At 74.2% G+C, this 21,125-nt stretch carries 15 protein-coding genes; 7 read left to right on the top strand and 8 right to left on the bottom strand.

The window, feature by feature from the left end:
• Positions 1-74 precede the first annotated feature (74 nt).
• On the bottom strand, positions 75-1,940 hold the full coding sequence (locus ACIBJC_RS29650) for an ATP-binding protein (RefSeq protein ID WP_399297651.1): 1,866 nt from the start codon (positions 1,938-1,940) through the stop codon (positions 75-77).
• Positions 1,941-2,469: 529 nt separating this feature from the next.
• Between ACIBJC_RS29650 and ACIBJC_RS29655 the strand changes: the two genes are divergently transcribed.
• Positions 2,470-3,042 carry a helix-turn-helix domain-containing protein gene (locus ACIBJC_RS29655; RefSeq protein WP_399297653.1) on the top strand — a complete coding sequence of 191 codons (573 nt, stop codon included), beginning with the start codon at positions 2,470-2,472 and terminating at the stop codon, positions 3,040-3,042.
• Positions 3,043-3,128: 86 nt separating this feature from the next.
• Here the strand turns inward: ACIBJC_RS29655 and ACIBJC_RS29660 are convergent, their stop codons facing one another.
• Positions 3,129-3,641, bottom strand: a complete 513-nt coding sequence (locus ACIBJC_RS29660) for a CoA-binding protein (protein WP_399297655.1) — start codon at positions 3,639-3,641, stop codon at positions 3,129-3,131.
• A gap of 122 nt (positions 3,642-3,763) precedes the next feature.
• On the opposite strand from ACIBJC_RS29660, the gene ACIBJC_RS29665 reads away from it, so the two are divergent.
• The 4 genes from ACIBJC_RS29665 (at position 3,764) to ACIBJC_RS29680 (ending at position 9,373) form a co-directional block, all read left to right on the top strand.
• On the top strand, positions 3,764-4,180 hold the full coding sequence (locus ACIBJC_RS29665; protein WP_399297657.1) for a cold-shock protein: 417 nt from the start codon (positions 3,764-3,766) through the stop codon (positions 4,178-4,180).
• A gap of 68 nt (positions 4,181-4,248) precedes the next feature.
• Positions 4,249-4,884 (top strand): YigZ family protein, encoded by a 636-nt coding sequence (locus tag ACIBJC_RS29670; protein ID WP_399297659.1) that lies wholly within the window; start codon positions 4,249-4,251, stop codon positions 4,882-4,884.
• Between the two features lie 119 nt (positions 4,885-5,003).
• Positions 5,004-6,170: an exonuclease SbcCD subunit D gene (locus ACIBJC_RS29675; protein ID WP_399297661.1), complete on the top strand. Its 1,167-nt coding sequence runs from the start codon at positions 5,004-5,006 to the stop codon at positions 6,168-6,170.
• A complete protein-coding gene (locus ACIBJC_RS29680) occupies positions 6,167-9,373 on the top strand; it encodes an AAA family ATPase (RefSeq protein WP_399297663.1) in 3,207 nt (1,068 codons plus the stop codon). Before ACIBJC_RS29675 ends, ACIBJC_RS29680 begins: the two co-directional genes overlap by 4 nt.
• 19 nt (positions 9,374-9,392) lie before the next feature.
• Here the strand turns inward: ACIBJC_RS29680 and ACIBJC_RS29685 are convergent, their stop codons facing one another.
• Entirely contained in the window at positions 9,393-10,613 is a 1,221-nt protein-coding gene (locus ACIBJC_RS29685; RefSeq protein ID WP_399297665.1) for an MFS transporter, read from the bottom strand.
• 236 nt (positions 10,614-10,849) lie between these two features.
• Between ACIBJC_RS29685 and ACIBJC_RS29690 the strand changes: the two genes are divergently transcribed.
• Positions 10,850-11,821, top strand: a complete 972-nt coding sequence (locus ACIBJC_RS29690; protein ID WP_399297667.1) for an ArsR/SmtB family transcription factor — start codon at positions 10,850-10,852, stop codon at positions 11,819-11,821.
• 130 nt (positions 11,822-11,951) lie between these two features.
• Here the strand turns inward: ACIBJC_RS29690 and ACIBJC_RS29695 are convergent, their stop codons facing one another.
• Entirely contained in the window at positions 11,952-12,839 is an 888-nt protein-coding gene (locus tag ACIBJC_RS29695; protein WP_399297669.1) for an ATP-grasp domain-containing protein, read from the bottom strand.
• A gap of 88 nt (positions 12,840-12,927) precedes the next feature.
• Between ACIBJC_RS29695 and ACIBJC_RS29700 the strand changes: the two genes are divergently transcribed.
• A complete protein-coding gene (locus ACIBJC_RS29700; RefSeq protein ID WP_399297672.1) occupies positions 12,928-13,332 on the top strand; it encodes a GNAT family N-acetyltransferase in 405 nt (134 codons plus the stop codon).
• A gap of 24 nt (positions 13,333-13,356) precedes the next feature.
• Here the strand turns inward: ACIBJC_RS29700 and ACIBJC_RS29705 are convergent, their stop codons facing one another.
• The 4 genes from ACIBJC_RS29705 to ACIBJC_RS29720 form a co-directional block, all read right to left on the bottom strand.
• Positions 13,357-15,039: a DUF885 domain-containing protein gene (locus ACIBJC_RS29705; protein WP_399297674.1), complete on the bottom strand. Its 1,683-nt coding sequence runs from the start codon at positions 15,037-15,039 to the stop codon at positions 13,357-13,359.
• Between the two features lie 341 nt (positions 15,040-15,380).
• Positions 15,381-16,808: a GNAT family N-acetyltransferase gene (locus ACIBJC_RS29710; RefSeq protein ID WP_399297676.1), complete on the bottom strand. Its 1,428-nt coding sequence runs from the start codon at positions 16,806-16,808 to the stop codon at positions 15,381-15,383.
• A 31-nt stretch (positions 16,809-16,839) separates the two neighbouring features.
• Positions 16,840-19,722 carry a DUF6493 family protein gene (locus ACIBJC_RS29715; protein WP_399297678.1) on the bottom strand — a complete coding sequence of 961 codons (2,883 nt, stop codon included), beginning with the start codon at positions 19,720-19,722 and terminating at the stop codon, positions 16,840-16,842.
• Entirely contained in the window at positions 19,719-21,125 is a 1,407-nt protein-coding gene (locus ACIBJC_RS29720) for an SWIM zinc finger family protein (RefSeq protein ID WP_399297680.1), read from the bottom strand. The genes ACIBJC_RS29715 and ACIBJC_RS29720 overlap by 4 nt, the downstream gene beginning before the upstream one ends.

The following is a 21,125-nucleotide window of genomic DNA, read 5'->3' on the forward strand; positions in this document are numbered from 1 at the left end:
CCGTGCCTCCTTCTCGCGTTCCGGGGTGGGGGATGGGCGCCGATACGCCGGGCGCCGTACGGGTGGGCGCTGTCCTATCCGGCCGGAGTGCCGGGGGTGGCGGAGGCGCCGGGAGCGTCGGGAGGGCCGGCCGGGTCCTGGGGCGGGGACGCGGGAGCGGCCGGTGACCACCCGGCGTCGGACGGTGCGTCGGACGGCGCGCCGTCGGACCGCCCGCCGTCGGACTGTCCGCCTTCCGAAGGTGCGTCGGCCGGGGTGTTGGTGGCCTCGGCCGCGTTGCGCGCGCGGTGGAAGGCGCCGAACTGGGCGCCCGCGTCGCGGCGTTCGGGCCGGCCGGCGGTGGGCTCCGGCTCCGGTTGCGGCCGACCGCGGTCGGCGGCGGCCATCGTACGGCCGGGCGGGCGTACGGGCAGGCCGCCGGGCGTGGCGACGCGGGGCCCGCCTCCGGTGGCGGACGGGGAGGGCAGCACCGGCCACGCCGTGGACGTGGGGACGGGCGGGGGCGGCGGGGCGGTGGTCACCCGCGGCGCCACGACGGGCGGAACGGTCGCCTCCGGCGCCGGGCGGCGCAGCGACTGCTCGGGCGCCATGCCGCGCTGCTGGGCCATGAGCTGCGGCGGGAAGAGGACGACGACACCGGTGCCGCCGCGCGACGAGGGCCGGTAGTTGACGCTGATGTGGTACTTGGCGGCCAGTCGGCCGACCACGGCCAGACCGAGCCGGGTGCCCTGGAGCATCGCGAGGTCGGTGACCTGCCCCGAGACGGACTCCTCGGCGCGGCGCATCGCGGCGGCGGCCATCTTCAGGCCGCTGTCCTCGATGGTCACCACGATGCCCGCGGTGCGCTCCTCGACGTAGACATGGACCTCGTCGATCGGCGGGGAGAAGTTCGCCGCGTTGTCCATCAGTTCGGCGAGCAGGTGCATCACGGGCTCGGCGGCGAACCCGGCGATCGCGGCCTTGCTGGAGCAGTGCAGCCTGACCCGCTGGTAGGCGGCGATACGGCCGACCGCGCCGCGCAGGATGGACTCCATCCCGATCGGCTTGTTCCAGGCGCGGCTCGCGCGCCCGCCCATCAGCAGGGCCAGCCGGTCGGTGAGCAGCCCGAGTTGCGAGGTGTTGTGGTCGAGCCTGAGGAGGTCGCCGAAGACCTCTTCGCCGTACCGGTCCTGCATCTCGCGCAGGTCGGCCAGCATGGACACGGCCTTGGCCTGAACCCGGCTCAGCGCCTTGGCGCTCGCCGCCTGCGCCGCTGCCGCCCGCCGCTCACTGATGGCGAACTCCCGGACCACGGCGTCCACCAGGACGCGCAGCCGCGGGTCGGTGGGCGGTACGAGGGTGGCGAGCACGGTGTCGGCGGAGCCGCCGGCGCGCAGTCCGGCGAGTGCGTCGGGGAGCGTCTTGCCGGTGAGCAGGTCCAGTTCGTCGGCGGCCTTGGTCAGCCGGACCACGGCGGTCTCGCTGTCGGCGAGCGCCCGGGCCGCGCGCGTCTCGGCGGCGGCGATCTCGCCCGTGAACAGCTCCAGGACACGGCGGAGTTGCGGGTCGGACGGGGGCGGGGTGGTCGCGAAGGTCTGCTGGGCGCTCGCGCCCTCGCGGAGCTTCTTGACGACCGCGGGCAGAGTGACGTTCAGCAGATGCGCGCCGTCCGCGCCGTTCTGGGCGAGCTGCGTCTGCGCGGACCTGCTCTCGTTCTGCGCCGACGACGCGGCGCGCCGCGCTCTGCGCAGCAGCAGCGCGGAGGTGACGACGGTGGCGGCCAGACAGACCCAGGTGACGGCGACGGTGGCGGCCACCCAGCCACGGGCCGGTCCGGGCGCCGCGGCGACCACGGCTCCTCCGGCGGCGCCGGCCACCACCAGCAGGGTCAGCGGGACGGCGAGCGACAACGACCGTGTCGTGGGTATGCGGTGCGGACTGGGGGCGACAGGCACTGACATTCCGCGGTCCCTCGGTACTTGAGTGCGGGGGGAACAGACCGGCCGACCTGCGGGCTTCGGCCGCACGGGCGGGATCTGACACCGATGGGGACGGCGATCTTCCGCACCACATGTGGCGCTCATGCTAACCACGGGACGCGGTACGGGAGCACTCAGGGCCCCCCGAGCCCACAGAACGAGCGACTTCGTCCCGAAGTCGCTCGTTCTGTGGGGGCGACATGGTAGAGAGAGCTGGCCGTTGCGCGCCGTGTCGTATGCGCCTGACCTGCACCGGAGTGACGCCGGAGAGGGACCGGAGTGACATCCGTGGACCGGATCCGGCTGCGGTTACGTTTTCTCGCCTGGCATCATCTGGCGTCATCGCGCACCCGGAGCGATGGTTTTCGGTCAACTGTCCGCGTCACGCCTGAGGGGCCGGTGCCGGGTGAGGCCGGAGGGACGGGGCTCGCAGTACAGTGCGATGCATGCCCGGGTGCACCACAAAGTAGTGCAATCTGCTGGACCTCTCCATGAACATATTGGACGGAATGTGTCGGACCTCGATCAGCTCACCCAGTCGCTCGCCCGTAATCTCAAGCGCTGGCGCGGCGAGCGGGGCTTCACGCTCGACGCCCTCGCGGCTCGTGCGGGGGTCAGCCGCGGGATGATCATCCAGATCGAGCAGGCCCGTACCAATCCGAGCGTCGGCACCACCGTCAAGATCGCCGACGCGCTCGGTATCCCCATCACCACCCTGCTCGACTACGAACAGGGCACCCATGTCAGGGTCGTCCCCGAGAGCCAGGCCGTACGGCTGTGGTCCACCCCGGCGGGCAGTCGCAGCACCCTCCTGGTCGGCGCGGAGGCGCGCGGCCCGCTGGAGCTGTGGTCGTGGACGCTGATGCCCGGCGACGCCAGCTCCTCCGACCCGCACCGGCCCGGCACCACCGAACTGCTCCATGTGACCGCCGGTGAGCTGACGCTCGTCGTCGACGGCGAGCCGCACCCCGTACCGGCGGGCGCGTCGGCGACCTTCGAGGCCGACGTTCCGCACGTCTACCGCAACGACGGTTCCGAAACGGTCGAAATGATCATGTCGATCTCCGTCCCGCCCGTGCGCTGACCAGCCGTCCGGGCGGGGTCGGTCCGGGCAGGTCGGTCCGGGCAGGTCGGGGGCGGAGCCAGGACCGGTCGGCCGGGCCCCGGTGGTCAGCCGAGCCGGGGGATCTCGATCGCGGGGCAGCGGTCCATCACCATCGCGACCCCGGCCGCGCGCGTCCGCTCGTACGCCTGCTCGTCGATCACCCCGAGCTGGAACCAGACGGCCTTCGCGCCGACGGCGACCGCCTCGTCAGCGACCGCCCCGGCCAGCTCGCTGTTGACGAAGACGTCCACCACGTCCACGGGGAAGGGGATGTCCGCGAGCGAGGCGTATCCGCGCTCGCCGTGCACCGTCTCGGCCTTGGGGTGCACCGGTACGACGCGCTTGCCGAAGCGCTGGAGTACCGCGGCGACGCCGTAGGCCGCCCGGGAGGTGTTGGCGGACAGGCCCACGACGGCCCAGGTGTCGCCACCCCGCTGAAGGATCTCGCGGACCGTCCCCGGATCGGCGTGCCCGGCCCCGGTCGGCGCGTTCCCGGCCCGTGCGCTTCCGGCCCCAGTACTTCCGGTCCGTGCGCTTCCGGTCTGAGGGCTTTCGGTCTGTGCTCTCTCTGCGTCCATGCCAGGGCAACGGATTCACCGCGTACGCCATTCCATGAGCCCCCGTGCCGTTCACCGCACGGGACGCGGCGTGCCATCCTGGCCGCGGTGTACGAGGTCCTGGTTCGCGTGGAGGTGGGGTTGTGCTGAGGACGGGAAAGATCCAGCGGTTCGACGAGACGCGTGGGTACGGGTTCATCATCCCGAACGAGGGGGGTGACGACGTGTTCATGCACGCGAACGACCTGCTGGACGAGAAGTACCTCTACCAGGCGGGCCGCGAGGTCGAGTTCTTCGTGGAGATGGGGGACAAGGGGCCGAAGGCGTCGGAGATCCGGCTCATCCACCAGCCCTCGCAGCGCCGCCCGGCGCGCGACCTCGGGTCGGGCCCGGTGACGTACGGGACGACGGGCGACGGAGAACCGACCGCGGCCGGTCTGCGCGGCGAACTCACCGAGGCGCTGCTGGAGGCGGACGGCACGCTGACCGCCGACCAGATCAAGCGGGTCAGGGCGCGCGTGGTCGAACTGGCCCGCGCGCACGGCTGGATCACCGGCTGACCCCTCGGCCCCTGGGGCGGCGCCCCGGAAGGTCGGGGCGGCGACCGGGCCCCGCATAGGGTGGGGGCATGCAGGAGCAGTACCGGACCGTCGCCCGCGCGGGCGTCCATGAGACCGAGGTCAACCGGTCGCGCTTCCTCTGCGCGCTGGCACCGGCGGCGACCGAGGAGGAGGCGCAGGAGTTCGTCGCGCGCGTCCGCAAGGAGCACCCGACGGCCACGCACCACTGCTTCGCGTACGTGATCGGCGCCGACGCCTCCGTGCAGAGGGCGAGCGACGACGGCGAGCCGGGCGGCACGGCCGGGGCGCCGATGCTCCAGATGCTGATGCGACGTGAGGTGCGCTACACGGTGGCGGTCGTCACCCGCTACTACGGTGGGGTCAAGCTCGGCGCCGGCGGCCTGATCAGGGCGTACGGGGGAGCGGTCGGCGAGGCGCTGGACGCCCTCGGTACCCGGACCAGGCGGCGCTTCCGGCAGGTCACCGTCACCGTCGACCACCAGCGCGCGGGCCGGCTGGAGAACGATCTGCGCGCCACGGGACGCGCGGTGCGCGAGGTGCGGTACGCGGAGGCGGTGACCATCGAGCTGGGGCTGCCGGACGCGGAGGTCGACGCGTTCCGCGCCTGGCTCGCGGACACGACGGCGGGCACGGCCGCCCTGGAGCTGGGCGGGGAGGCGTACGGCGATGGCCCCCCGGAGTGAGTGCGCGCCCGCACGGCCGGCAGAACGAACTGCATGGGCTGCATGAGCTGGACGAACGGTGCGAACCGTGCGAACGGTACGAGCGGCGCGAAAGTGCGTGAACGGGAGGAAGGCCTCACTTGAGGATTCTGCACACGTCGGACTGGCATCTCGGACGGTCCTTCCACCGCGTGAGCCTGCTCGACGCCCAGGCCGCGTTCCTCGACCACCTCGTGGTGACGGTCCGTGCCCATGACGTCGACGCGGTCCTCGTCGCCGGTGACGTCTACGACCGGGCCGTACCGCCGCTCGCCGCCGTGGAGCTGTTCGACCGCGCGCTGCACCGCCTCGCCGAGGTCGGGGTGCCGACCGTCATGATCTCCGGCAACCACGACTCGGCCCGCAGGCTCGGCGTCGGCGCCGGACTCATCGAGCGCGCGGGCATCCACCTGCGGACCGACCCGGCGGGCTGCGCCACCCCCGTCCTACTCACGGACGCCCACGGCGAGGTGGCCTTCTACGGGCTGCCGTATCTCGAACCGGCCCTGGTGCGTGCGGAGTTCAAGGCGCCGAAGGCCGGGCACGAGGCGGTGCTCGGCGCCGCGATGGAGCGCGTACGGGCCGACCTCGCCGCCCGTCCGTCCGGTACCCGCTCCGTCGTCCTCGCGCACGCCTTCGTCGTCGGCGGCGCGCCCAGCGACAGCGAGCGGGACATCACCGTCGGCGGGGTGGCCGCCGTGCCCGCCGGGGTCTTCGACGGTGTCGACTATGTCGCGCTCGGGCACCTCCACGGCTCCCAGGCCCTCACCGAGCGCGTCCGCTACGCGGGCTCGCCCCTCGCCTACTCCTTCTCCGAGACCACCCACCGCAAGACGATGTGGCTGGTGGATCTCGGGCCCGCGGGGGAGATCGAGGCGCGGCGGATCGACTGCCCGGTACCGCGCGCCCTCGCCCGGATCCGCGGGACGCTCGACGAACTGCTCGGCGATCCCGCCCTCGACCGGCACGAGGAGTCCTGGGTGGAGGCGACCCTCACCGACCCCGTGCGCCCGGCCGAGCCCATGTCCCGGCTCGCCGCGCGCTTCCCGTACACGCTCAGCCTCGTCTTCGACCCCGAGCGGCCGGCCGGCGACCCGCTCGCCTCCTACGGCAGGCGCCTCGCGGGCCGTACCGACCAGCAGATCGCCGAGGACTTCGTGGCGCACGTACGCGGTGGGTCGGGACCGGACGGGCCGGAACGCACCGTGCTGCGCGACGCGTTCGACGACGTACGGGTCGACGCGACGGTGCGCGAGGTGACCCCGTGAGACTGCACCGGCTGACCCTCACCGCCTTCGGCCCCTTCGCCACCACCCAGGAGATCGACTTCGACGCCCTCTCCGGCGCCGGGCTCTTCCTGCTGCACGGGCCGACCGGCGCCGGAAAGACGTCCGTGCTGGACGCGGTCTGCTACGCGCTGTACGGGGCCGTACCGGGCGCCCGGCAGGGCCCCGGCACCACCCTGCGCAGCGATCACGCGCCCGCCGGGACCGTCACCGAGGTCGTCCTCGAACTGACCGTCGCCGGGCGGAGGTTGGAGGTCACGCGGCGGCCCGCCCAGCTCCGCCCCAAGAAGCGCGTCAAGGGGTTCACCACCGAGAAGGCGCAGAGCTGGCTGCGGGAGTACGCCCCTGACACCGGCCCTGACGGCGGTCCCGGCGGCGGTTCCGGCCCCAACATCGGTGCCGGCAGCGGCGGATGGCGGGCGCTGAGCCGGTCCCACCAGGAGATCGGGGAGGAGATCAGCCAGCTCCTCGGCATGAGCCGCGAACAGTTCTGCCAGGTCGTGCTCCTGCCCCAGGGTGACTTCGCCCGCTTCCTGCGCGCCGACGCCGAGGCGCGCGGCAGACTCCTCGGCACCCTCTTCGACACCCGCAGGTTCGCCGCGGTCGAGGAACGCCTGGCCGAACTGCGGCGCGCCGCCGAGCACCGGGTGCGCGCGGGCGACGACCGGCTCCTCGGCATCGCGCAGCGCATCGCCCAGGCGGCGGTAGGGAGTTCGGCCGCGACCGGGGACGCGGAGGCGCCGGGGCCCCCCGACCGGCAGCCCGGTGACGCGGGGCTCGCCCCGGCCGTGCTCGCCTGGGCGGCCCTCGTACGCGGCGACGCCCACGAGCGGGCCGACATCGCCGCGTCGGCCCTCGCGCAGGCCGAGGACCGGCTCGCGGAGGCCCGGGGCGTACGGGACTCCGAGCACGAACTCGCCCGACTCCAGGAGCGGTTCGCGGACGCCCGACGGCGCGGGACCGCCCTCGAAGCACGCCGCCCCGAGTACGAGCGCACCCGTACCCTGCTGGAGCGCGACCGCAAGGCGGAGCTGGTCGCCCCGGCGCTCGCCCTGCGCGACGAGGCGGACGCGGCCCACCGCACCGCGTCCGCCGCGCACGAGCGCACCCGGAAGCTGCTGCCCTCCGAACTCGCCGACGCCGGAGCCGAACAACTCGCCGCCCTGGAAGGCTCCGTACGCCAGGAACTCGGCGCGCTCGACGCGGCCCGGCGCGCGGAGCGCCGCAGCGCGGAGATCACCGTCGAACGCGCCGAACTGGACCGGCAGGCACGCGCCGACGACGACATCCTCCAGGAGGCGGCGGGCTGGCTGGCGGGCTGGGAGCCCGAACGCCGCACCCTGCTCGACCGCGTGGAAGAGGCCCTGGAGGCGGCGACCCGCGCCGAGCAACTCGCCGGACAGCTCGAACCGGCCGGACGGCGGCTGGCCGCGGCCCGGCGGCGCGACACGCTCGAAGGGACGGTACGGGAGGCGGAGCAGCGGCTCCTGGCCGCGGGCACGCGCGTCAACACCGCCCACGAGAACTGGCTCGACCTGCGGGAACGACGGCTGAAGGGCATCGCCGCCGAACTGGCCGCGCGCCTCGCGGAAGGCGCCCCCTGCGAGGTCTGCGGCTCCGCCGACCACCCCGCGCCCGCGCGCCCCACGGACGACCAGGTCGATCCGGCGGCGGAGGACGCCGCCCTGAGGGAGTATCAGCGGTGCGGCGAGGTCCAGGAGGAGGCGGAGCGCGCGTACACGACGCTCCGGGAGCAGTACGCGACGGCCCGCACCCAGGCTGCCGAGCCGCCCCAGGACACCGACGCCGGCCGCGGCGCCACGGACGCCACCGCTACGGCCCCTCAGGCCACGGACCCCCAGGCCACGGATCCCCACGGCACGGATCCCCACGCCACGGCCCCCCAGGCCACGGATCCCACCGTCGCCGAACTCGCCTCGCTCACCGAACGGTTGGACCGCGAACACGCCGCGGCACGCCGTGCCGCCGCCGGGGCGCACGCGGCGCGCGAGTCCCTGGCCCGGGCCGAGCGTGAGTACGAGGGCCGGGTCACCGCGCAGCGGCAGGCCGAACGCCGCGCCGCCGCACGGACCTCGCGGCGCGAGGCGCTGGAGCGCGAACAGAGCGCGCTGCACGCCGAGTTGAGCCGCGCCAGGGGAGCCGCCGCGAGCGTCGCCGACCGTGTGGCCGAACTGGCGGACCGGGCCCGGTGGCTCGCCGAGGCGGCCGAGACCGCACGCGTCGCGGACGCCACCGCGCTGCGCCTCAAGGAAGCCGACGGGAGCCTGGCCGGCGCCGCCTTCCGGGCCGGCTTCGACACCCCGGGCGCCGCTGCCGAGGCCCTGCTCGGCTCCGCCGACCGGCGCGCGTTCCAGCACCGTATCGACGACTGGCAGGCCGAGGCCGCCGCGGTGGCCGACCGGCTCGCGGAACCGGCCACCCGGGACGCCGCCGCGCGCCCGCCCGCCGCCCCGGACGCCGCACAGTCCGCCCACGACACCGCCGAACGCGCCCTGCGCGCCGCCGCGGCCCGGTACGCCGCCGCCCGGGAGAGCCGGGACCAGCTCGCCGGGCTCTCGCGGCGGGCCGAGGATGAGGTGCGCGGGCTCGGCCCCGTACGCGAGGAGTACGACCGGGTGGCCCGCCTCGCCGGGCTCACCGCGGGCACCTCCGCCGACAACGAACGCCGGATGCGCCTGGAGTCGTACGTCCTGGCGGCCCGTCTCGAACAGGTCGCGGCAGCCGCCACCGTACGCCTCCAGCGCATGTCCTCCGGCCGCTACGCCCTGTCGCACACCGACGCCCGCGCGGGCGGACAGCGCCGGTCCGGGCTCGGGCTCCAGGTCATCGACGCCTGGACCGGCAGCGCCCGCGACACCGCGACGCTCTCCGGCGGCGAGACGTTCTTCGCCTCCCTCGCCCTCGCGCTCGGCCTCGCGGACGTCGTCACCGACGAGGTCGGCGGGGTACGGCTGGACACCCTCTTCATCGACGAGGGCTTCGGCAGCCTGGACGACCAGACACTGGACGAGGTGCTGGACGTACTCGACTCCCTGCGGGAACGGGACCGCAGCGTCGGCATCGTCAGCCATGTCGCGGACCTGCGCCGCCGTATCCCCACCCAACTGGAGATCGTCAAGGAGCGGCACGGATCCGCGGTACGGCAGCGCGTCGCGGGAGAGTGAGCCCTCCTCCGGGGCGGTGTCACGGCGACGGTGTTTCCGTACGGGGTCCCCGCGCCTGCCGTGGTGTACCGCCGCTGTGTGCCGGTTCCTGTCGCAGGCCGCGCGCCAGGGCCAGGGTGACGGTGGCGGAGAGCACCGCCATGACGGCGGGCGCCGTCTGCACCGAGGTGAGCTGGGCGACACCGCCCGCCAGCGCCGCGCCCACCCCCTGCATCGTGAGCATCCCCGAGGTGTGCAACCCGAGGGCGTGGCCGCTCAGTTCACCCGGGGTCAGGGACATCAGCCGCTCCTGGAGGACCAGGCTCGCGGCGAACCCCACCGAGGCGAGAGCCACGGCCGCCACCACCAGCGGCAGCGCGGGACGCAGGGCGAGGAGTGGATACGGCAGGGCCAGCAGCAGAAGCAGTGGTACGCCGAGCCGCCCCCGCCACCGCGCCGGCACGAACCGGCCCACCGCGACGTCCCCGGCGAGCATGCCGCAGGCGGCACACGCGAAGAGGAGCCCCGCGTACCGGGGCGCGTAGGGGACGAAGAGCGATTCACAGCCGACGATCAGCCCGTTGGGAATCCAGAGCGCGAGATAGACGGAGCGGCGGGAACGCGAGGACCACAGCAGGGCGTTGGTCCGCCAGGTCTCGGCGGCCGAGGCACGCCCGGTGGCCCGCGGTGGCCGGCCGCTGAGACCGAGGCGGGCGACGACCGCGGTGGCCAGATAGAGGGCGGCGCCCGCGAGCAGCGTGCCGCGCGGCGACAGGACGGTCACCAGCACACCGCCGACCGCGTATCCGCCGATCTGCGCCGCGCCCGCGCACATGTTGAGCACGGAGCGCCCGAGCAGATAGCCGTCCCGCTCCAGGATCTCGTTGAGCAGCCCGTACCGCACCCCGCCGACCGGCGAGGCGACCGTACCCAGGAGGAACAGCACCGCGAAGGAGGCCCACACCGGCAGCCCGGGGACGGCCAGAACGGCGGTGCCGAGGCCGAACAGCAGCGACGTCCCGGCCAGCGTGGCGCGCGGCGGCAGCCGGTCGGCCGCCGAGAGCAGGGTGGTCGCGCCGAGCACCTGGGCGAGGGAGGGCCCGAACATGGCGAGGGCGGAGAGCAGGGGGGAACCGGTCGCCGAGTAGATCAGGGTGCCCAGCGCCAGTCCGCTCACGGTCTGGGCGCCCACGTGCCCGGCGGACATGAGGAACAGCGGAGTGAACTCCGGTGTGCGGAAGAGCTCGCGGTACGTACGCATGACCGGAGTGTCGAGGGGCCGCGGCCGGGTCGTTACTCTTTCGCGGTGAGGCGAAAGATGAGCTGCGAGAACATGGGCCGGCGAAACATGGGCCGGTGAACATGGGCTGCTGAAACACGGGGCGGCGAAACATGGGCTGCTGAAACACGGGGCGGCGAAACATGGGCTGCTGAAACACGGGGCGGTGAAACATGGGCTGCTGAAACACGGGCCGGTGAAACATGGGGTGGTGAGGCATGGGGTGGTGGCAGATCAGCGCGGACACCCTCGCGAGCAGCCGCTTCGTCGTCTCCCCCATCGCCGAGACGATCGCGAGCCTGAAAACCCTGGAGCGGGGTACGGCCGCCCACCCCGGCGAGCGCGCCTGGCTCGACCTCCACCTGCCCGCCTACCGTCGGCGCCAGGCAGCCGACCCGGTCACCGCGCTGCTCGTCCGGGCCGCGCTGGGGCGTCACTGGAACGCGGACTACCTCACCCCCACCCCGACCGGCGACGGCGACCAGCCGTTCGAGGACGAGCTCACCCGCGTACGAGAGACACCCGCCGCGGCCGTCCGCGCCGATCTGACCGTCTCGCTGAACGGCCCGCTCCCCGCCCTGCTGCACCGCTCCGACCTGCCGGAACGCACCGCCGAGGCGCTGACGTGGGTGTGGGCGCGCACCGTGCTGCCCACCTGGCCGCGGCGCCGCCGGATCATCGAGGCGGACATCGTCGCGCGCACCGCCCGGCTCGGCCGGGGCGGCTGGACCGCGGCCCTGGAGGACATGCGCCCCGAGCTGCGCTGGCTCGGGCAGAGCCGCCTCCAGATCAACACGAGGGACTACCCGCCGAGGGAACTCGCCGGAGCGCGCCTGATGTTCGTCCCCGTGACACCGGTCAACGGATGGGTCTCCTGGGACGCGCCACACCGTTACGCCGTGGTCTACCCCTGCTCCGGCGTGCTGGCCCAACCGGACCGTACGCCCGTCCCCGAGAGCCTCGGCGCGCTGCTCGGCTCCGCGCGGGCGGGCGTCCTCGTCCTGCTCGACACCCCGAAGAGCACCACACACCTGGTGGCGCTGACCGGCCAGGGCCTCGGCTCGGTGGGCCGCCATCTCAAGGTGCTGCTCGACGCCGGGCTGATACGGCGCCGACGCGCCGGGCGGTCCGTGCTCTACTCCCGGACCGACGCGGGTGAGGCCCTGGTCAACGCCCGCGGGGAGCACTGAGAGCGCAGGCGGAAGCGGCCCGGCAGCCGCCCCGCCCGGCACCCCGAAAACCGGATGACATCCCTCCCCGGCCCGACCATCATGGGCGCCCATGCCCTCACGTCGCCGTCCGCCCGCCTCCCTGGGCGCGTCAGTCGGTGGCGCCGGCCTCCGCCAGTGCCGCGAACAGCTCCCTCAGGTCCGCACCGGCCGGCGCCCCGCTCACCTGCCCGTCGCCCACCTCCACCACCCGCCAGACACCGTCCTCCCGCAGCGCCAGATCCGTCGTCAGGAACCGGCAGCCGAGGGCCCGTACCGCCGCCGCCACCGCGTCCAGCGCCCGGCCCGGCTCCCGTTCGGGCAGCTTGCCGGGGGTGTCCGGATGGGCGGTGGTCAGGACCGGCTCCCCGTCCACCCACCACACGCGCACCTCACCGCCCGGCACGAACGGCTCGTACGCGCGCAGCACCACCCCACCGGCGAGGGAGTCCTCCTGGAGCGCCAGGAAGCGGTCCACCACCGCCATGAGCCGCGTGTGGTCGGTGAGTTCGGGGATGAAGCAGGCTTCGTCCCACTGGTCCTTCCGGGACTTCACATAGTCCTTGACGATCCCGGGCCCCGGGCCGAGGGGCGCCGCGAGCGCGGCCAGCTCCGCCCGCGACAGGGGCGCGCCCGGTGCCCGCTCCCGCCAGACGCTCCGCGGCGTGACGTCGGCGAACTCCTCGTACCAGCCGGGGAGTTCGTGTGCGCGACGGTACGAACCGGCATCGGTCAGCAGTCGGCAGCCCCGTACCTCCATGCCGCGCGCCAACTCCTCGTAGGACGCGGCGGGCATCATCCACCCCCGGTACCAGTACGGTCCCGAACCGCGCCGCACCCCCGACAGCGCGCCCGCCGTGTCCCCGGAGAGCAACGCCTCATGGCCGAGGAGCGCGAACTCCGAGTCCGGGGACCTCGCCAGGGCCGCCTCCGCGGCGAACACGGGATCGGTTCGGACCGCCCGCAGCGGATCGGCGCAGAACAGGAATCCGGCTTCCATCGCATCCCCCAGACCTTGCACAGCAGGTGAGTTTCGCGCCCCGTGACGCTCGCGCCCTGTGACGTCCGCGCCTTCGGCAGGAGAGAACATGTCCACGACCACCACACTCGACATCCGCCCCGCCCTCTCGGACGACGAGCTGAACGAACTCTTCGCCGCCTCGTGGCCCGGCCACGGTACGACGTCCTTCGCACCCGTCCTCGAACGCAGCCTGGTCTGGGTGGCCGCCCGGCGCGCCGGGCGGCTCGTCGGCTATGTCAACGTCGCCGGTGACGGCGGTGTGCACGCCTTCATCCTCGACACCACCGTCCACCCGGACCAGCGCCACCAGGGCCTCGGCCGCCGGCTGGTACGGACCGCGGCGGCCGAGGCGTCCGCGCGGGGCGCGCACTGGCTCCATGTCGACTACGAGCCGGGGCTGGCGCCGTTCTACGCGAGCTGCGGTTTCCGGCCGACCGAGGCAGGGCTCATGCCGCTCGTGCCACGCGACTGAGCCCGCCTCCGCCCTGCGGAGAGGTCAGAGCTTCGACAGCTCGTCCACCAGGTCGTCCAGCCCCAGCGAGCCCTGCGACAGCGCCGCCATGTGCCATGCCTTCGCGTCGAACGCGTCGCCGTGCGCCTTGCGCGCGTTCTCCCGCCCCAGCAGCCAGGCGCGTTCGCCCAGCTTGTAGCCGATGGCCTGGCCCGGCATGGACAGATAGCGGGTCAGCTCGCTGCTGACGAAGTCCGCGGGACGCCCGCTGTGGCTCCCGAAGAACTCCTCCGCCAGCTCGGGTGTCCAGCGCTCGCCCGGGTGGAACGGGGACTCCGCCGGGATCTCCAGCTCCAGATGCATGCCGATGTCCACGATGACCCGGCAGGCGCGCATCATCTGCGCGTCCAGATAGCCGAGTCGGCGCTCCGCGTCCGGCAGGAAGCCCAGCTCGTCCATGAGGCGTTCCGCGTAGAGCGCCCAGCCCTCCGAGTTGGCGCTGACCTGCCCCACCGACGCCTGGTAGCGGGAGAGCTGGTCCGAGACGTGCGTCCACTGCGCGATCTGGAGATGGTGGCCGGGGACACCCTCGTGGTACCAGGTGGACACCAGGTCGTACACCGGGAAGCGGGTCTCGCCCATGGTCGGCAGCCAGGTGCGGCCGGGGCGCGAGAAGTCCTCGGAGGGGCCGGTGTAGTACGGGGCCGCCGCGCCGCCGGGCGGGGCGATCCGGGACTCCACGCGCCGTACCCGCTGGGCGAGTTCGAAGTGCGTACCGTCCAGCGCGTCGATGGCCTCGTCCATCAGCTTCTGGAGCCAGGTCCTCACCTCGTCGACGCCCTCGATGTGCGCGCCGTGCACGTCGAGATGGGCCAGCGCCTCCCAGGGGCCCGCGCCCGGCAGGATCTTCCCCGCCTCGTCCCGCATCTCGGCGAGCAGCCGGTGGTACTCCGACCAGCCGTACGCGTACGCCTCGTCCAGATCCAGGTCCGTACCGTTGTAGTAGCGCGCCCAGCGGGCATAGCGCTCCCGGCCCACGGTGTCGGGCGCGTCCTCGACCGCGGGGGTGTACACCTCGCGCATCCAGTCGCGCAACTCCGCCACCGCGACGGTCGCCGTACGGGCGGCGGCGTCCAACTCCGTACGGAGCGCGTCGGGTCCCGCCGCGGCGAACTCCTCGAACCAGCCTCGGCCCTCGCCCGCCCACTCGGTGAGCTGCCCGACAAAGGTCGCCGTCGCGCGCGGCCCCGCCGGCAGCTTGCGCTCGATGCCCAGGGCCAGCGACGCGCGGTAGCCCTCCAGCGCGGCGGGCACGGCGCGCATCCGCTCGGCGAGCGCCGCCCAGTCCGCCTCGGTCTCGGCGGGGGTCACGCTGAAGATGCCGCGCACGAAGTGCGGGGCGGAGTGGAGGTTGCTGACCTCGCGCAGCCCTTCCTCGGTGTCGTGGACGGCGAGGAAGGCGGTGAGCCGCTCGCGCAGCAGCCGTGCGCAGCGCCGCTCGGCATCGCTGTCCGCACCCGGCAGCGCCTCGGCCACGTCGAGCCGGGCGAGCGTGTCCCGGGCGAGGTCGGCGCGGGCCTGCTGCCCGGCCGGGGAGAAGTCGGGCAGACGGCGCGAGGACTCCGCCACGCCGAGATAGGTGCCGGTGATCGGGTCGAGTTCGATGAGTGCGTCGACGTAGGCGTCGGCGACCTGGCGGGGCAGCGCGCTGCCGGCTGTGTCTGACATACCGCCATCCTCTCCAACCCGGACCGCCGCGTCACTTCACATCTTCCGGGGCACGGCCGGATTGGCCGATCGGGGGCGCGGGCGACGCGGGCGGCCCGATGTCACCCGCGCCGCCCGCGGAGGCGGCGGCGGACGCCGGAATCCAGCCTGGTCCGCCGCCGCTCCGTACACCGGATCCCGGTCCACGGAGCGGCGCCCGCGGCCCGCGGTCGACTTTGGCCGGATCCGTACGCTCCCGCCGCGCTGAGCGAGGGCGGGCCGGACCGGACCGTGTGTGTCACGGGCCGGACGGCGCCGAGTCGCGTCGGGCGGTGCGTGTCACGGAGCGCGGACCGTGTGCGTCACGGAGCGGACCGGCCGAACAGCCCGGAGTCCTCGTACGGGGGGAGCGTGCCCAGGGCGGCCGGCTCCAGCCGGGCCGTGATCACGAGCGTGCCCTCGTCGATCTGGTAGTCCAGCGGCAGCCCGAGGTCGCGCATGGCCGCGACCATGCCCGTGTTGGACGCCTGGGTGACCGCGTACACGCTGCCCGAGCGGGCCTCGACGGCGAGCGCGACGAGCCGGCGCAGCAGTTCGGAGCCGATGCCGCGCCGCTGCCAGTCGTCCTCGACGATCAGCGCGACCTCGGTCTCGTCGCCGTCCCAGAGGAGATGACCGAGGGCGACGAGCCGCCCCGAGGACGTCTGGACGGCGAGCGTCCGTCCGAAGCGCGGGCTGAGCAGATGGTTCAGGTAGCGGTCGGCGTCGCCCACCGGACCGTGGTACCGCAGGTCCAGGGTGCGGGGCGTGCAGCGGCCGTGCATGGCGAGCGCGGCGTCGAGGTCGGCGGTGTCCGCGCGGCGGACGGTGATCTCCTCGCCCTGGGGGAGGGTGTGCACGTCCTGGCTGCGGGGGATACGCGGGCCGAGCCGGGTGTCCAGCTCCACCAGCGCACGGGCGCGGGCGAACTCCGTGGGCGTGAAGGGGAGGTACGGGCGCTCTATGGTGATGCTGCCGCCGTGCGGATCACGCAGCCGCATCTCCGTACTGTCCTGTCCTTCGATGCCCTCGACGCACGTACCCTCCGGGCCGCTCCCGTCGGCCGCCCGGCCCTCGGTGGATCCGGCCGGCCGCGAGTGGATGGTGCAGCGGCCCAGCAACTGGCGCAGCGCGAGGGGCAGTTCCGCGGCGTCCAGCGCCGTGCGCGTGGCCAGGCCCAGCACCCGGGCCGGGGTGTCCACCAAGTCGTGCGCGTCGGCCCGCTCGATCCAGGTGCTGCTGCCGCCCGCGGCCGAGACCTCACGGGTGAGGTCCTTGGCCTGGAGCGACGCGGGGGCGCGCAGCAGGAACTCGTCGACCGTGCCGTCGGCCAGTGGATGGGTCTGCAGGGTGAGGATGTCCACCCGGTGCGTGGTGAAGGTGACGCACAGCGCGGCCAGGCTCCCCGGCTCGTCCCGTACGGTCGTCCGCATCCGCCAGAGGGTCGTCTCCTCCGGAGCGGACCCGTCCCGTACGTCCGGATCCGTGGCCGGGGCGGCGGGAGGTTCGTCGGTGCCGGACGCCGGTGGGGCGTGCCCGTGCCTCCGTGCCCACCAGGTGTGGAAGGTGGCCGTGGCGATCAGCGCCACGGCCGAGGCGACCAGCAGGAACGCGCCGTCGGGTCCGTGCGCGATCAGGTTCGCCAGCGCGTCGGCGACCGCCACCGCGGTGAACAGGGCGGCCAGTTCGACGAGATCCCGCCGCCAGTGGTGGGGGCGACGGGCACTCTTCGCGGAAGTCACATTGGTCATGACCTCACTCTGACGCAACGGTGTTGCGTGATCACGAACGGTTTGTGACTGATGGGTTAAGGTTGGATCTGTTCCTTTTTGGACCATCTTCGGCCATTTTTGGCCTGGAGTGATCGCTTCCCTGACGGATTGCGGCCAGAAGCCGCGCCGCTTGTGTGATCACCTGTGAGGTGCCGCCACGTCCGGCGAGTTCCGGCAGCCCCGGTATCTCTTCCGCGCCCCCGCGGCGCTCCACGCAGTCGGCGGCCACGGACAGTATCTCCCCGAGCCCGGGGCGCGCGCTCACGGACCGGGAGGCGCCCTGGGCCGCGGACTCCGATGCTGCGGACTCCGATGCCGCCGATGCCGATGCCGCCGACTCCGGGGCCGCCGGATCCGGGGCCAGCAGGGCGGGCAGGGCCGGCAGCAGTACGGAGGCGACCGTTCCGTACGCACCGGTCGCCGCGGCGGTACGGGCCGCGTCGGCCAGCCGGTTGATCTTGACGTCCCCCGAGATCACCAGCGCGGCCAGCTCCTCGCCCAGCATCGGCCCGGCCAGCTCGCCACGGGCGGCCAGCACCAGCAGCGCGTCCACGGCCGAGAGCCGGTCCTGCGGATGGCGGGCGCCCAGCCCGTACGCCACCCCCCGGTGCAGGCACCGGCCCGCCAGGCCCCCGCCCTCGGCGAGCAGCGGAAGCCACCAGGTCCCGCCGCGCTGATCGTCCCGCGCGCTCGACATCGCCTCGGTGAGCAGCCGGGCGGCAAGGGCCTCCCGGTCCTGGGGCAGCACGGCCGTCCAGTTGCCGTCCCGCATCCCGTCCCAGTGGTAGCAGCGCGGCACCGCCCGGGCCCCGGGGTGGCCCAGCCACGCGAACGCGACAGGGAACTCCCGCCGCACCGCCAGCAGTTCCGCCCGCTCGGTCTTCTCCTGCTTCTCCTGCTCCTTCTCCTTCCGCCAGGGGCGCAGACCCGCCGCGAACGCCGCCGCCTTCCCGGTCAGGGCCTGCGCCGGCCACGCGGCGGCCACGGCGTCCCCGGCCCGCGCCGGCCGCGGAGGCTCCGCCATCGGCCGCAGCGCCGGTACGGGGGCGCCGTCCGCCGTGAGCCAGGCGGCGAGCCGGTCCCCCTCCGGAGTGCCGAGCGCCGCCGCCGCGCCCGCCGTCGCCGGGTCACCGCCCCGGTCCACCCGCAGCAGCGCCTGGGCGAAATCGGCCGGCCCCGGGACGGCGCCGAGCCGCTGGTACTCCCGCAGCCGCTCGACGAGGACCTCGGCGTCCAGCGCGCCCGTCTCCCAGGCCGGGGTGGCGAGCAGGAAGGGCGGCGGTCCCACGTGGACCAGATACGCGGCCTCCCGCAGCCGGGCGTCGATCACCCCGATGAGCGCCGAGTGCGCACAGGACCCCACGGTCTTCTCCCGCGTGTGCGCCTGGAGCGTCCGCGTGGATATCCGGTCGAGCAGCGCGGCGGCCACGACCTCCAGCCGGCAGGTCTCCCGGGAGAACCACCGGTCACGGTCATGGCGCTCGTCGTCCTCCAGCCACCAGCACCCCGCCAGCGCCGGGCGCAGCGCGCGCACCAGCGCCACCCGGTCCTGGTACGCGTGTCGGACCAGGCCGTCCAACGCCCGCTCGAACGCCGGCATCCCGCCGTCCGGCGAGGCGATCAGCGCCGCCACCTCCTCGACCAGCTCGGCCAGGTCCACCGAGGCCGGGGCCAGCCGTACCGGCTCAGGCGCGGGCGGCAGGATCTCCTCGTACGGCGCCTCGTCGGCCACCGGGAGCTCACCGAACACCTCGCCCGCCCGGGCCCGGTGGACCGGACTCAGCAGCGCCGCCGCCCGCACCACCTCGGAGCGCGGGTCATCGTCCAGGGCGGGAAGATGGCGGGCCACCAGCTTGAGCGCCCGCTCCTGGACACCGGTGTCCTCGTGCCCGAACGCCTCGGCGACCACCGGCAGCAGCTCGCCCGCCGCGCCGCGGTCGGCGCGCAGGACCTTGCCCAGCAGCACCAGTTGGGCCCGTACGAGCTTCTTCTCCGGCCGGAACAGCACCGAGGCCGACAGGTCGGCGAGGCTCCGCGCGGGCAGCGCGCCCGAGAGCGCGAGCCGCCCGAGCACCCCCTGGGCGTGGCCCGCCACGGCCGACGGCCCGTCCGCGGCCATGCCGATCCAGTCGGCGGTCCGCTCGCGCTCCTCCGCCACCGTCAGCGTCAGCCGGTGCAGCAGACGCAGGAAGAACGTCAGCTCGCCGGGGCGCCCGCCGCGCAGCAGGCGTGCCACGGCCGCGTCCACGAGTACCCGCCGCTCCACCACCCCCTCCTCGGCCAGGACGGTGAGCACCGAGGGCCAGTGGTGCGGGTCGTCCGGATCGTTCTGCCATCCCAGCGGCCCCGGCAGCTCGGCCGTCTCGAACAGCCGCGGCACCATGATCCGTACGTCGGGGTCCGCACGCAGGGCGGGCAGCAGCCTGCCGTGCGACGGCGTCGCCTCCGCCCAGCCGTGTACGAAGGCGTCCGTGGTCGGCACCTGGCACCCCGCCAGCCGGACCATGCCCGCGATCAGCCGGTAGTCCAGCGTGGCCGTCGACGCCCGGCCCGCGAGCCGGTGGGCGACATCGCCCAGCCACCCCGGGTCACGGTCGGCGAGGACATCGAGCAGCAGGCCGTGCGGGAGGGTGAAGCTCTCCCGTAGATCGCGGGCCCCGATCCAGGCCGCCGTGGCCGCGGCGCCCGTCAGACACCCGGCGCCCGCCACCACCAGCGCGCACCCGATGCTCCGCCGCTCGCGCCACCGGCCCCACTCCCAGCCGCGCAGCTCCGCGCGGAGCGCCTTCAGCGCGGCCAGTTCCGTCCTGCGCTCCGCCGCCGTCAGCGGCTTCACCAGCCCGGGAACGGCCTCGGCGCGCCCCGCCCTCACCATGTCGAGCAGCGTGCTCATCGCGCACCGCCCACGGTCGCCACGGCCGCACGGCGCGCCATCCGGACGGCCAGCGCGTGCTTGCACGGACCCCGGCGCCCCCGGTGATCGGCCCACCACCGGCACGTACAGCTCAGCACGCCCCCCGACTCCCGCACCTGATACCGGCGTTCACCCGACGCGACGGAGGCGACGGACGAAGCCGGGGCTGCCGGGGCCGGGCCGTCGTCCAGCGTCACGGCCCCCTCGGCGAGCAGGGCGCGCGCCGCGACCAGCCGGGGGTTGTGCCGCTCCACGCGCCCCGCGTCGTACGGCAGTTCCCGGTGGAAGTACGCCGCGTCCGCGACGTCGTAACCCACCCGGCCCGCCGTGCCCAGCCGGGTCAGCGCCGCCCGTACCCGCTCCACCGGCAGCCCCGACTCCACGGCCAGCTCCGCCGGATCGATGCGCGGCTCCCACGCCAGCAGCACCGACACCAACGCGGCGTCCTCGGCCGCCTCCTCGGTGGCCAGCGCCTCCAGCACGCCGCCCTCCCCGGAGAACCCGCGCGCCGCCTCCGGCGACAGTGTGAGCGTCAGCCGCATCCCCGGCAGCACCGCCTCCCAGGCGCTCGACACCGCAGCGCCGTCCGCCACCGGCGGCCCGTACACCCGCAGCGCCGTCGCGTCCCGCAGCACCCGCTCCAACGACGCCAGCCGCTCGGGACCCGGCAGGCAGACGGCGCCCGGCACCGGCCGCGTCGTCGGCCGCAGTGTCCGCCCCGCGGGCACCACCCACATCGCCCCGCGCGAGGCATTGCCCCCACCACGCGGCAGCGAACGCAGGAAGCGCACCGCCTCGGCCCCGGTCAGCTCCGCCCGCAGATCGAAACCGGCGGAGGCCACCTGCGCCTCGGCGAACCCTCGCAGCCAGCGGTCCGGCAGCGGAACCTTCTTCTCCACCACCGACCCGCCGACCGTCGTGACCGCCAGCTCGTCAGGCCCCACCCGCAGGTGCAGCGGATCGTCGCCGGCCATCCGGGACAGCGCCTCACGCAGGGGGTTGTTCACATCCACATTGGTCGTGCCATGACCCGTTCCCGCCCCGCCGAGCCCGTCCTCCAGGACATCGAGCCGCGCGTACACCCCGCAGCAGCCGGAGAACGACTCGAAGCGCAGCCGGTCGCCGTTCCCCGTCACCACCGGGTCCAGCGAGCGGCCCGGCACCCGCTGGTAGTACCGGGCCCCCGCCACGTCCGCGACGGCCAGCAGGCCGCGCGCCGCGGCCCGTGGCGAGGAGAGGAAGCCGGAGAAGAAGCGCGGGTGCGCCTCGGCGCCGACGGGTGTGAGCCCGCCCGATGTCTCCAGACCGAGCAGCCGTCCGCCCCGGGTGTGCTCCAGGGCGGACGGACGGGAATAGGCCAGCGCCTGCGTGGATCGCGTCAT

It is taken from the genome of Streptomyces sp. NPDC050509 (assembly GCF_044457965.1).
GTDB lineage: Bacteria > Actinomycetota > Actinomycetes > Streptomycetales > Streptomycetaceae > Streptomyces.

Bases quoted from the DNA above. Each gene is read 5' to 3' on its own strand.
- ACIBJC_RS29660 (WP_399297655.1), bottom strand. From the start codon at position 3,641: ATGGACGCAGAGAGAGCACAGACCGAAAGCCCTCAGACCGGAAGCGCA.
- ACIBJC_RS29690 (WP_399297667.1), top strand. From the start codon at position 10,850: ATGGGGTGGTGGCAGATCAGCGCGGACACCCTCGCGAGCAGCCGCTTC.
- ACIBJC_RS29650 (WP_399297651.1), bottom strand. From the start codon at position 1,940: ATGTCAGTGCCTGTCGCCCCCAGTCCGCACCGCATACCCACGACACGG.
- ACIBJC_RS29705 (WP_399297674.1), bottom strand. From the start codon at position 15,039: ATGTCAGACACAGCCGGCAGCGCGCTGCCCCGCCAGGTCGCCGACGCC.
- ACIBJC_RS29700 (WP_399297672.1), top strand. From the start codon at position 12,928: ATGTCCACGACCACCACACTCGACATCCGCCCCGCCCTCTCGGACGAC.
- ACIBJC_RS29715 (WP_399297678.1), bottom strand. From the start codon at position 19,722: ATGAGCACGCTGCTCGACATGGTGAGGGCGGGGCGCGCCGAGGCCGTT.
- ACIBJC_RS29720 (WP_399297680.1), bottom strand. From the start codon at position 21,125: ATGACGCGATCCACGCAGGCGCTGGCCTATTCCCGTCCGTCCGCCCTG.
- ACIBJC_RS29695 (WP_399297669.1), bottom strand. From the start codon at position 12,839: ATGGAAGCCGGATTCCTGTTCTGCGCCGATCCGCTGCGGGCGGTCCGA.
- ACIBJC_RS29685 (WP_399297665.1), bottom strand. From the start codon at position 10,613: ATGCGTACGTACCGCGAGCTCTTCCGCACACCGGAGTTCACTCCGCTG.
- ACIBJC_RS29710 (WP_399297676.1), bottom strand. From the start codon at position 16,808: ATGACCAATGTGACTTCCGCGAAGAGTGCCCGTCGCCCCCACCACTGG.
- ACIBJC_RS29670 (WP_399297659.1), top strand. From the start codon at position 4,249: ATGCAGGAGCAGTACCGGACCGTCGCCCGCGCGGGCGTCCATGAGACC.